We start from the raw sequence: 12223 nt of genomic DNA, 5'->3' as shown, positions 1-12223 counted from the left end.
TCATGACGATATCCCCTGCCGTGGCCATTGCCTGCTCACGAATGTACAATCTGAGCCCGAAAATATCCGGTCTCTGGGATGAGCTCTTTCATTGGCTTGCCGACCGGTCAGGCGTCGAGCTCGAAATCATTGCGCATGCGGCTCCGGCACCTCTGTCCGACCTATGGAGACGTCCGGACATGGGTGCCGTTTTCATGTGCGGCTTTCCGTTCTCCCGGCTATCGCCGGCGGAGCGTCCGGAGCCATTGGCCGCGCCGGTTTCCCTGGCGGACTGGGCAAACGGGCAGCCAGTCTATGCGAGCCATATCGTCGCCGCTCGTGATAGAGCGCTGACTGAAGCCGATCTCGCAACCGCACGCTGGGGCTGGACCGTGCGGGACTCTCAGTCCGGCTATAATGCGCCGAGGGAATTCTTTGCCACGCTTGCGAATAGGCCTGCAGCGGCGCAGATCGTCGGCCCACTTCTCAATCCACGCGGCGTAGTCGACGCCATTCGTTCAGATACCATAGATGTCGGCGCCATTGACGCCTATGCCTTTCAGCTGATGGCAATGCACGAGCCGGACATGATTGCGCCATTGCACATCGTCGGCACCACGAAGCCGGCTCCCTTCCCTTTGCTGGTGGCTGCAAGGCAGCAATCGCCGGATATCGTCGACGCGCTACGCACCGTTCTTCTCAAGGCCCACCAAGATCGGCAAGGGAGCGATATCCTCGCATCGCTCGGACTGCTGGCCTTTGCCGAGCCGGATGCTGCCGCTTATGACCAGCTTCCCGCAAGAGCGCGCGCCATCGATGCTGCTCTCGGAATATGGTGAAGTTCGGACGCGCCAATCAATAGCCGGCACATTATGCGCTGGCGACGTGTATCAATAATTTCTTTGCTGCGAGACCCAGACATTCCTCGAAGGCCGTCAGATCCAGAAAGAGCTGGTCAGCCGCGACCTGGCGCGTGACGATGATGCCGTCACGTGCCGCTATGCCGCCATCGAGCATCAGATTGTCGGTCATATCGAAATTTTCCAGCGCCATGCCGTCGGGGCCACGATGACGTCCGTCCTCACCGAGCTGCACTTCGCCGCCATAAAGCCTGCTCACACGCTCGAAGTGGTTATCGAGGCAGTTGGAAAAGGCAAACGCCGGGCAACCGCGGGCGCACATGAAGCCGAGTTCGAAGGCCGTGCCGATATCGGCGGCGACACCACGAAACGGCGTCAGGTTGGCGATGATGAGATCGGCGCTCATCATCAGTTTCTCGTTGATGGAACTGATGGCAAGGCCGCGCTGCCGGCGCGTCTCCGTCTCAGGCACGGCAAGGTCACCGGGAGAAACCGGCGTAAAACCATAGCTGCGCGCCAGCGCGATCTTGCGATCGAGGATTTCCCTAGCGTTCGGGAGGAAGACTTCCGGGCCTGCCAGATATGCTCTCAATGCCTCACCTCTTTAATGAAATCTTGCACCGCAGCAGTTGCGGAACCATATGAAGCCTATGGCTGATTCAAAGCGCAACCGCCATAGCTGGGCGCATAATTTACGAAATCGCGAAATAACGGCGATTGCCGTTCCCGGTCAACGACGAGACGCGTATAGTTCCCTTCGGACCGAATGGTGCTCTCTGTCCAGGATAGGTGACGGAATTTGTGGGGTATAGAAAATGCAATCTTCTCTTGAGGCCGTTGCCGCCTCGACACAGGACGACCAGGGCAATTGGCCGACGAAACAAAGCAAGATCCTCGATTGGCTTATGAATGATGTCCGCGACCAGCGTTTCATCGACAATATCCTCGTGGAACTCTGCGAGAAAATGCGGGCAATCGGAGTTCCAGTCGCGAGAGCGACGATGCACTTCCGAACGCTGCATCCGCAATGGCTAGGGGCGAGAATTCTTTGGCGCACCGGCATGAAGGAGGCCGATATCGCGACATTCAGCTATGGGGTCGAGAACACGCCGCAATTTCTGGCAAGCCCTATCAATGAGATTTTCAATGGCGCGACGGAAGTCCGGAAAAATCTCGAGGTCTGTGAAAAGTCGGAGCTGAAATATCCACTATATAAAGAAATGCAGGCGGAAGGACTGACCGACTATATCGCCTGGCCGATCTACCACACGCTCGGCAAGCGCCATATCGTGACCTTTGCCTCGGATGCTCCGGGCGGCTTTACCGAACAGCACATCACCTTCTTGAAGGACCTGTTGCCGGCCCTGACAATGGTGACCGAGATCCGGTTGAAGAACATCATGGCCCGCACGCTGCTGCGGACCTATGTCGGACCGCATGCCAGCGAGAAGATCCTGGCTGGCGCCACGACGCGCGGCAGCGGCACCACGGTCGGAGCCGCGATCCTCATCTGCGATCTGCGCGACTTCACCACCATCTCTGACATGTGGCCGCGTGACGATGTCATCGAATTGCTGAATGGTTATTTCGACGCGATGGTCGACCCGATCGAAAAGCATGGCGGCGAGATCCTCAAATTCATGGGCGACGGCCTGTTGGCCATTTTCCCGTTGAGCGATCCGAATGCCTGTCACAATCTGCTTCTTGCCATCAGCGAGGCACAGGCAAGCGTTGCCGCACTCAATGAGGAAAACCGAAAGCATGGCCGTGAAATTCTGCGCTACGGTGTCGGCGTGCATGTCGGTGACGTAATGTATGGCAATATCGGCTCACGCACTCGCCTTGATTTCACGGTCATCGGTCCGGCCGTCAATATCGCTTCACGGTTGGAGTCCTTGACGAAGGAGGTCAAGCGGCCGGTACTTCTGTCCAAGGCCTTCGTCGACATGGCCGGCTGCAGGCGGGATATGGAAAGCCTCGGCTCCTTCCCTCTCAAGGGGCTTGGAGAACCGGTCGATGTGTTCGCCTTTGCCGCCAAGGAAGTCTTGCTTCAACACGGTTGACGGGTAGGCAGGGCGAGCTTTGCCCTGCAAATCCTCGATTTTGTACGGCGCGATTCAGTCGGTTGCAAAACGTGAAATGCCCAAAGGGTGCCGTGGCGGAAGGACTTCCCTATATTGTGAAGTGGATCATGACGATAGCCGCCTTAATTTGGGGATCGTTCTGCGCGTACGAACGTTAAATGAGGGTTGATTCTATCGGCTCTACCACGAGGGTGTTTGCCACCCATAATACTCTGACAAGGAGAAAACAGATGAGAAAAATCCTGACCCTGGCGTTTTCAGCGGCGGCGTTGATCGTTGCGGGCACCGCTGCGGCGCGCGCAGCCGACATGCCGGCGACCTATAGCGAGGAGCCGGATGACCGCAATGGCGTGAAAATCGGCTATCTCGAATGCGATATCGGCGGCGGCGTCGGCTACGTCCTCGGCTCTGCCAAGGAAATGGATTGCACCTTCCATTCGACAGTCGGGCATTCGCGTCGTGTCGATCACTATACCGGCGCGATCCGCAAGATGGGCGTCGATCTCGGCTTTACGACCCGCAGCCGGCTCGTTTGGCTCGTCTTCGCGCCGACAGCCGGCTACCATCGTGGTTCTCTGAGCGGCCTTTACCAGGGCGCTACCGTTGAAGCCACTGTCGGTGCCGGCGTGGGCACGAACATCCTTGTCGGTGGCACCGCCGGCTCCATCCACCTTCAGACCGTGAGCGTTACGGGTCAGCTCGGCTTGAACGTTGCGGCTACCGGTACCTCGGTCACGCTGACGTCGGTCGATTGAGTGTTTTGCTTAAAGTCTTGACCATTGAATATGGCCGCTCCTGCCTGGCGCTGGAGCGGCCTTTTCTGTCGGGGCGGTGACAGCGAGCTTCGCAGACCGGCGCCTTCCGCGCAAAATCGGTCTATCCATGTACCCTCGCGGCGCTATAGCTATGTAAACCCTAGAGATTCTTCGGAGCCAAATTCATGACCGATACCGTCACCGATCGTTTTCTTCGTTATGTCGTCGTCGACACGCAATCGGACCCGTCTTCGGTCACGCAGCCTTCCACTGCGAAGCAGAAGAATCTCGGGCGCATCCTGGTTGAGGATTTGCTGGCGATCGGGCTTGCCGATGCACATCTAGACGAGCACGGCTATGTCTATGCGACCATTCCATCGAATATCGACAAGCCGGTTCCCGTCATCTGCTTTTGTTCCCACATGGACACAGCGCCCGATTTTACCGGCACGAATGTCAAGCCGCAGATCGTGCGCGACTATTCCGGCGGTGATATCCGCCTCACGGGCGACCCGCAGCAGGTCATTCGCCTTGAAGAACACCCTGCCCTGCGCGATCAGATCGGCAACGACATCATCACCTCGGACGGTACGACGCTGCTTGGCGCGGATGACAAGGCCGGTCTTGCCGAAATCGTCGCAGCCGCCAAATATCTCGTCGACAATCCTGATATCCGTCACGGCACCATCAAGCTTCTGTTCACGACGGACGAAGAGATCGGGCGTGGTGTCGACAAGGTGGATTTGAAGAAGCTGGGAGCGCAATTCGCCTATACGGTTGATGGTGAAACGGCGGGGCATATAGAAGACGAGACTTTCTCGGCCGACAGTGTCGAGGTTATCATCCATGGCGTCGCCATCCATCCAGGCTTCGCCAAAGGAAAAATGGAAAATGCCATCAGGATTGCCGGCGCGATCATCGACAGGCTGCCGAAGAACATAGCTCCAGAGACGACGGACGGCCGCGACGGCTTTATCCACCCTACCGGCATCAGCGGCTCGATGGAGAAGGCTTCACTCGGCTTCATCATCCGCGATTTCGACGAGCAAGGCCTTGTCGACAAGGAGACTATGCTGGAGGCGATCGTCAAGGATGTCATGAAAGCCTATCCCGGCTCCTCGCACACCTTCACCGTTCGGCATCAGTATCGCAACATGAAGACGATTCTCGATCGTCATCCGGAAATCGTCGAAAATGCTGTCGAGGCCATCCGCCGTGCCGGCATGACGCCAGTGCGCGGCAGCATTCGCGGCGGTACCGACGGTTCCAGGCTCTCCTTCATGGGGCTGCCCTGCGCCAATATCTTTGCCGGCGGGCATGCCTTTCATTCGCCGCTGGAATGGGTAAGCCGGCAGGATATGGAAAGAGCCGTGAAGACGCTCGTAGAGTTGGCCAAGGTATGGGCGGAGCGCTCCTGAAAGCTTTCGAGAAAAAACCTCGTTCATCCTATAAAAGCCTAGTAACCCTGTCGCGAAATAGGTCACTTTGGCCTGTTCGGAACCAATCTCCTTGTCATTATGCAAGCCATCCGTGAATTTTTATATTGAAGCATTACTAAATTAGATTATTCTGTAGTGTAGTCTTGGGAGGAAAGGAGAATAAACGGGCCCCTTCATTCCAACTCTACGGTGCGCGCGCTCCGGCAATCAGAAACAGGCTGACAAAAGCCTAAACTGAAACGGAGTTTAGTCATGAGAATACAATCTTCACGGATGGCAATCGCTGCATCCGCTCTTCTTCTATTGACCTCGACAAGTTATGCAGAGCCCGGCGGCGGGACGGATCACGGCGGCAGCCGATCCGGAAGCACTGGATTGGGTGTTGGCGTATCGGTCGGCGGCATCAACGCTGGTTTGGGCGCAGGGCTTGGCTCCAATGGGCTTAATGCCGGCGTCGGTGCATCGGTCGGCGGCACGAACGGCGTCAACGCCGGTGCGGGTGCTTCCGTATCCGGAACGAGCGGTGTCAACGCGGGCGTCGGCGCGTCCGTTGGCGGTTCCAACGGAGTGAATGCCGGCGTGGGCGCATCGGCCAATAGCAACGGCGTCAACGCTGGTCTCGGCGCTTCGGTTGGAGGCTCAAGTGGTGTCAATGCTGGCGCTGGTGTCTCCGTCGGCGGATCCGGAGTGGGCGTCGGCGTGGGTGTTGGTATCGGTGGGAGCGATTCAGGCGGCAGCGGCGGTGGAACCGGCAGCGGGACTGGCTCGACTGGGGGTACCGGATCCAGTGGAATGGGTATGGCAACCGGAGGCACAGGCGGCACGAGCGGCTTCGGGCTGGGCTCGGGCAATTCCGGCAGGGGATCGAGCACGCGCACACTTGCCGCTTTCCGTACCATGTCGAGCGCTGAGCAGAAACGTATGCTGATTGCCTGTCGTCAGGTGACGGCATCCGGCAATTTCGATGCTGGTCTTGTCAGCCTTTGCCGGCTGCTGCGCAGTACGGCGAGCGCCGGCGGCCTATAGGCGGCTTTTCGTCGGGTGTCTCAACACCCCTTCGCTCGAGAATAAAAGTCTGCGCCCGTTGTCTTGATATCGGCAATGGGCGCGGACATGCGTCCCAATTACCAATCTACGCGGGCCACATTGTCGATCATCTGCCGGCTGCGGCGCAACATCATGCCAGGGGCATCCACCGCTCTGTTCAAAAGGTTGCGCGCGCCGGCAAGCGGATGAAATCCGACCCTTTCCTCCAGCACGGGAGGCGGATCGTCGTTTGCAAGCGGTGGAGTTGCCTCAGCATATTCCGGGTGACCTGTTATCAGCGGATCCTGTGTTTCGCATTGCGGCAGGCAGCGGTCGAAATGTTCCACGTCACCGGATGACGCGATCCTGGTCTTTGCAGCATCGGAATGCGACGCAATGCGCTTTACCGGCAAATTGGTCTTGGTCATGGCAGCAAGCGGCGAAGGTTGCGGAATTGGCACTGCCATCTGCGGCTTTGCCGGGCTCGCATCAATCGCTAACTGTAAATGGTTCACGGCAAGCTGCGGTGCGGGTGCTGGGCGATTGATAACGATGCGGCCGCTGTCGTCGATGAACTGTATGGTGCGGTCGACGGGGCCGGTTTGAACAATGACATAAAGAGCACCGACAACGGTGCCGCAAACAGCAAGCCCGGAACCCAGCCTTCGGGTTGTCTCGCTTTGACCATTCCACCATCTCATAGGCTGCGTATCCATCGACCGCTCCTTTTGACAAAATCCCGGATAGCCATCTTCATGTGAACTGTGGCGCGGCTTTTACCGAAACATGGCCAATTGCAGACCTTTTGCAAAGAAATGTTGACGAACGCACTTTGCGTATCCGGACGGTATGGATGAGCCGCATTCAAGGGCCGCCATTCAGCCTGCCGTAAATCCGGTGACTTTTGCTGCGGCTCGTATGCATCAATGCCGGCATGATTTCTTCGACACGCTGGAGATCAGGCTAACATTCCGCTTCATAAGACCATCGGAAGACCTGTGATGAAAAATAGGCCCGGGCTCGATGGTCGGTCGGAGTTCGCGGATGGCGAGTATAAGTCAAACGGCTGCGAACATACGGCAAGAATTGATGTTTCTGCTGCAGCTATGTGATCGAAATGGCGAATCATTCAGGGCGGATGGCTCCTCAAAGTCGCTGATTCGGTTAAATTGAATCTCATATTCTCGCCGCACTTATCCTGGCTGCAGGTGGATTGCATCGAATATTATTAACCATGTTTTTTAAAACTATTAATTATCTATGGGTATTCGCTGAGTAAAATCAAACTATACTTTAGGGGTATTCTTTCGATGCTGTCGCGTCCGTCCAAGCGCATTCCCGCCTGATTGCCAGCGAAGCATATATGTGCTTATTTTATTATATTCTGATATTTTCTGAAGCATATGCGAGGGGGAATGTGAATGCTGAGAATGCTCTGCGGTGCCGTCCTGACTGGTATCGCAATGACCATGGCAGCATCGCCGGCGATGGCTGCCACTGCAACCGCCAATATGACGGTCACCATCACCATCCAGGCGCAGTGCCTCGTACAGAGCGCCAATAATCTCAACTTTGGCACCATCGGTGTCATCACCAGCAATATCGATCAGGCAACCACCATCGGTGTGCAATGCACATCCGGGCAGACCTACAATGTCGGCCTGAGTGCCGGCGCTGGTGCGGGAGCGACAACAGCTGTCCGTGTCATGACAGGCCCGGCAAGTGCGACGATCAATTATGCGATCTACAGCGATGCCAACCGAACGCAGACTTGGGGCACCACAATAGGCACCGATACCGTCTCAGGCACAGGCAATGGCGCAGTCCAGAATATAAATGTCTATGGCCGGGTACCCCCGCAGACCACCCCAGCCGCGGGCGTCTACACCGATACCGTGGCGGTTACCGTCACCTACTGAAAACTCACAGATTCAGGAGGCCGTCATGCAACGCATGTTGCCATGCATTGCCGCGACTATGCTTTTGCTGCTCGGTGCTTACGGCTTGAACGCGGCATCTCTGCGAGTGGCTCCCACAAGTCTTGAGCTCACGGCGCCGGCCGCTGCCACGGTCTTGAACCTCGCCAATGACGGAGATCATCCGATCAACGTCCAGATACGTGTCTTCAAGTGGAGCCAGGCGGGCGGCATAGAAACCCTGGAGCCGACCCGGGATGTCGTTGCCAGCCCGCCCGCGGCGAGACTGAATCCCAATGTTCAGTATGTAGTCAGAGTGGTTCGTACGAGCAAGGCGCCTGTCAGGGCCGAAGAGACTTATCGTGTTATCGTCGATGAGCTGCCAGACCCTGCCCGCGCGCGCGCCGGCACGGTCACCCTCATCATGCGCCAGTCCATTCCAGCCTTCTTCAAACGGCCGGACGTAAAACCCGCCGATATCGTCTGGAGCCTCAAACGACAGGGCAACAACCTTTCTCTGACCGGCAGGAACAATGGCGGTAGCCGCTTCCGTCTGTCGAACGTAACCCTGGCGCAGGGCACAACGAAGATCGGCAGCCGCAACGGGCTGGTTGGATACGTACTTGCTGGCGCGACGATGCAATGGCCGATGGGAACAGCAAAATCCCTCACCGGCAGCGTCGTAACACTCCATGGCCAGAGCGATCTTGGGCCGTTCGATGCTGAAGTCGCCGTTAATCAACGGTAGTGCCGGCACCGTTCTCATATGCATGCTTTTCTCAGTTTCGGCGCTGCGTGCTCAGGAAGTGCCGGATCTGCCGGCAAACGCAGCCATGGCGGGCCAACCGGCGGCCACACTGGACGTCTACCTCGAAGTATTCATCAACAATGCATCGATGAAGATGATTGGCAATTTCAAACAGCGTCCGAACGGTTCCCTCGCGGCAACCGCGGAAGAGCTGCGCGAAGTCGGCATTAAGCCGCCAGCCGGCGCGGCCGACGACAAGCTGGTCGAGCTCAACACCTTGCCCGGCTTGTCCTATCAGGTCGACGATGAAACGCAGCGCCTTTATGTCCAGACGACGGATAAGGGGCGCGCACCCCGCGTCATCAATGTCAGACAGCAGCAGGAAAACGCGATCCCGGCACCCCAGGCCGGCTACGGCGCCGTCTTGAACTATTCCCTCTACGCAAGTTCCAACGGTCTCTTCCAAGGCAGTTCAAATCTGTTCCAGGGAATATCCGGATCCTTCGATGTCCGGCTCTTCAGCCCGTACGGCACGCTAAGCCAGTCCTTCCTCGCCGGATATTCAGAAGGCAGCCTCGACGGTATAACTCGCCTCAACACGACCTGGAGCTACTCCGATCCAAAGAATCTCGTTACCTATCGTGCTGGCGACCTGACGACCGGTGGCCTGTCATGGACACGGCCAGTTTATTTTGGCGGCATTCAGTTTCAGCGCAATTTTGCGCTGCGCTCCGACCTGGTGACCGAACCGCTGCCTTCCTTTACCGGGACGGCCGCCGTCCCTTCGACACTCGATATCTATACGCAGAACGTTCGCACCTATTCGAGCGATGTCCCTGCCGGACCATTCGAGGTGACCAACCTGCCGGTCTTTTCCGGAGGCGGGCAAGCGACCGTCGTTTTGCGTGACAGCCTCGGGCGGGAAACGACGCAGACCTTGCCCTTCTATTCCTCCAACTGGCTTCTGCGCCGAGGCCTGTTGGATTTTTCCGCCGAGCTCGGCACTCCGCGTCTAAATTTCGGAACGGATTCCAATGATTATGACGGCCGTATCATGGGCGCCGCCACCGCAAGGTACGGCCTGACCGATTGGTTGACACTGGAAGGCCACTTCGAGGGCGGTGCCGATCTTCTGAATGGCGGTGCGGGAGCCGCCTTTCCGGTGAGCTCGTTCGGTGTAGCGTCAATAGCGGGCGCGGCAAGCAAAAGCGGGTCGCGTTCCGGCGCGCTGATGAATGCCGCATTCGAGCTCAGTTACGACAGATGGGCTCTTTATGCCCGCGTGCAGCGGACCTTTGGCGATTATGACGACATAGCCTCGGTCTCCGCGCGGCCGACAACCAGCACTGCCGGAGATGTTAGCATTCTCAGCGCTGGTGTACCGCGAGCCATCGATCAGGTCACGCTGAGCGTGCCAACGCCACTCGATCTTTCCAGCCTCAACCTCTCCTACACCAACCTCGAAAGCGCCGATGGCAGCAGGAGCAAGATCGCCGGTCTTTCCTACAGTCAGACCTTCAAGCGTGCGACAGTCTATGCGAGCGCCTTCACCGATCTCGACGACCGAAGCAATTTCGGATTCTTTGCCGGCCTCTCCATCCCCTTCGGCGGCAACGTCACGGCCAATACGGGCGTACAAGGCGGGCCTAACGGCCTCGGCGTCGTGGCCGACGTTTCCAAGTCGATGCAGCAGGAGGACAACAGCTTCGGCTGGCGCCTACGCACCTCCGAAGGCGAAGACACGTATCGCGAGGCGGCAATCGGCTATCGGGCTCCCTTCGCGCAGGTCGAGGCAGGTCTTCAACAGCAGGATCATCGGACCAACGCCACGGCTCGCGTCGATGGTGCCATCGCTGTTGCAGGCGGTGGCGTCTTTGCCACCAATAGGATTGACGATGCCTTTGCCGTCGTCGACGTCGGCGCTCCCGATGTTGAAGTTCAGCAGCAGAACCGGCCTGCCGGCAAGACCAATTCGAGCGGCCGCATCCTGGTGCCCAATCTCAATTCCTATGAACCGAATACCCTATCCATCGATCCCAAGAACCTACCCGTCGACGCCGACGTGCCGGCAACGAAGAAAATCGTCGTGCCGGCGGATCGCAGCGGCGTTGTCGTCAAGTTCGGTGTATCCGAAGCACCGCAAGCCGCTCTGATTACGATCAAGGACAAGAACGGGGTGCCGCTGCGTGCCGGGCTCGGCGGCACCTTACAAGGATCAAGCGAGGATTTCGTCATCGGCTATGACGGACAGGCCTACATTCGCGGACTGCACGCAAGGAACGCGATCGACATATCACTTGAAGACGGAACGAAGTGCCATGCCGAATTCGCCTACAAGCCGCAGCGAGGCGAACAGGTCGTCATCGATGACGTCAGGTGCCTTTAAAAGGGAGTTGAAAAGATGCTGCGTTCGCTCACTTTTTTGCTCACACTGCTGTTTCCTTCGCTATGCGCTGCACAAAGCTGCAACTTCTCGGCTACCAATATGAACTTTGGCGCGGTCGATACCTTATCGGGCACCCCGGTCAATTCGACATCTACGATAAGTGTATCTTGTTCCGGCGGGCTCCTGGACCTGGGCAAGCGGCTTCTGATTTGCCCCGACATCGGCGCCGGCAGTGGAGGAGCATCGTCGGCCGCGGCGCGCCAGATGTTGAACGGCAGCAGTTCTTTGAACTATCAGCTCTATTCCGACAACGGCCGAAGCGTGGTGTGGGGATCGAGTAGCTGGTCCTATCCATCACGCGCACCAGTCTATGCGCTGACAATGGCCCTGCTGAATGGCTCGTTGATCGGCGCAACCGGCAGCATGACGGTCTATGGAGCTGCGCTCGGCTCTCCGTCGACGGCAGTACCGGGGTCGTTTACGTCCAGCTTCACATCGACCTACACCTCCTTCTATTACAGCTACAGTAGTGCGACTACCTGTTCAGCTCCCTCTGGAACGATTGGAACCGCGTCGTTCAGCGTCAATGCAACCGTCGCCGCCAATTGCCTCGTCACTGTCCAGAACATCGATTTCGGGACACAGGGCGTATTGAGCACGAATGTCGATGCCACGGGTTCCGTCACGGCAACCTGTACGCCGGGCACAACCTATACGATCTCCTTGGGCGGTGGTGGCGCGAATGCTCCGCCGACGGCGAGAAAAATGGCGAAAGGATCGGAGACGGTGACCTACGGCCTCTACAAGGATACCAACCGGTCGCAGCCCTGGGGCGATGCCAATACGCCGGGCAGCACCGTCGCCGGAACGGGAACCGGCAGTGCTCAACTGCTGACGGTCTACGGCCGAGTGCCACCGCAGACCACGCCATCCTCAGGCACTTACACCGATACGGTCGTGGTGACGCTTACCTACTGACCACGAGCTTCCAACGAGCAGGTTCGGATGATCTCGGTCATAGCGAAGCGTG

The 12223-nt window shown here is 57.9% G+C and carries 11 protein-coding genes; 9 read left to right on the top strand and 2 right to left on the bottom strand.

Annotation, left to right across the window (positions count from 1 at the left end):
* Nucleotides 1–2: 2 nt before the first annotated feature.
* Entirely contained in the window at nt 3–818 is an 816-nt protein-coding gene (locus tag AC13QY_RS04875) for a phosphate/phosphite/phosphonate ABC transporter substrate-binding protein (RefSeq protein ID WP_233788770.1), read from the top strand.
* 31 nt (nt 819–849) lie between these two features.
* Here the strand turns inward: AC13QY_RS04875 and AC13QY_RS04870 are convergent, their stop codons facing one another.
* The gene (locus tag AC13QY_RS04870; protein WP_113332636.1) at nt 850–1431 is read right to left on the bottom strand and encodes a nucleoside 2-deoxyribosyltransferase; all 582 of its coding nucleotides are present in this window, start codon (nt 1429–1431) and stop codon (nt 850–852) included.
* Between the two features lie 223 nt (nt 1432–1654).
* On the opposite strand from AC13QY_RS04870, the gene AC13QY_RS04865 reads away from it, so the two are divergent.
* From AC13QY_RS04865 to AC13QY_RS04850, 4 genes are all read left to right on the top strand, one after another.
* On the top strand, nt 1655–2902 hold the full coding sequence (locus AC13QY_RS04865; protein ID WP_113351181.1) for an adenylate/guanylate cyclase domain-containing protein: 1248 nt from the start codon (nt 1655–1657) through the stop codon (nt 2900–2902).
* 251 nt (nt 2903–3153) lie between these two features.
* On the top strand, nt 3154–3678 hold the full coding sequence (locus AC13QY_RS04860) for a DUF992 domain-containing protein (RefSeq protein WP_113332638.1): 525 nt from the start codon (nt 3154–3156) through the stop codon (nt 3676–3678).
* A 185-nt stretch (nt 3679–3863) separates the two neighbouring features.
* A complete protein-coding gene (pepT, locus tag AC13QY_RS04855) occupies nt 3864–5096 on the top strand; it encodes a peptidase T (RefSeq protein ID WP_113351180.1) in 1233 nt (410 codons plus the stop codon).
* A 273-nt stretch (nt 5097–5369) separates the two neighbouring features.
* Nucleotides 5370–6143, top strand: a complete 774-nt coding sequence (locus tag AC13QY_RS04850) for a hypothetical protein (RefSeq protein ID WP_113351179.1) — start codon at nt 5370–5372, stop codon at nt 6141–6143.
* 98 nt (nt 6144–6241) lie between these two features.
* Here the strand turns inward: AC13QY_RS04850 and AC13QY_RS04845 are convergent, their stop codons facing one another.
* Nucleotides 6242–6859 (bottom strand): hypothetical protein, encoded by a 618-nt coding sequence (locus AC13QY_RS04845; protein ID WP_113332641.1) that lies wholly within the window; start codon nt 6857–6859, stop codon nt 6242–6244.
* A 705-nt stretch (nt 6860–7564) separates the two neighbouring features.
* Between AC13QY_RS04845 and AC13QY_RS04840 the strand changes: the two genes are divergently transcribed.
* Genes AC13QY_RS04840 through AC13QY_RS04825 form a run of 4 tightly spaced genes read left to right on the top strand, consistent with a single transcriptional unit; the run spans nt 7565 to nt 12171 of the window.
* Complete coding sequence (locus tag AC13QY_RS04840) at nt 7565–8062, top strand: Csu type fimbrial protein (protein WP_113351178.1); 498 nt, start codon at nt 7565–7567, stop codon at nt 8060–8062.
* 25 nt (nt 8063–8087) lie between these two features.
* On the top strand, nt 8088–8807 hold the full coding sequence (locus AC13QY_RS04835) for a fimbrial biogenesis chaperone (protein WP_113351177.1): 720 nt from the start codon (nt 8088–8090) through the stop codon (nt 8805–8807).
* A gap of 22 nt (nt 8808–8829) precedes the next feature.
* The gene (locus tag AC13QY_RS04830; protein ID WP_113351205.1) at nt 8830–11193 is read left to right on the top strand and encodes a fimbria/pilus outer membrane usher protein; all 2364 of its coding nucleotides are present in this window, start codon (nt 8830–8832) and stop codon (nt 11191–11193) included.
* A gap of 15 nt (nt 11194–11208) precedes the next feature.
* On the top strand, nt 11209–12171 hold the full coding sequence (locus AC13QY_RS04825; RefSeq protein WP_113351176.1) for a Csu type fimbrial protein: 963 nt from the start codon (nt 11209–11211) through the stop codon (nt 12169–12171).
* Nucleotides 12172–12223: the final 52 nt, after the last annotated feature.

The organism is Martinezella sp. CNPSo 3795, assembly GCF_057784475.1.
This window is presented reverse-complemented; position numbering and strand designations above follow the sequence as displayed.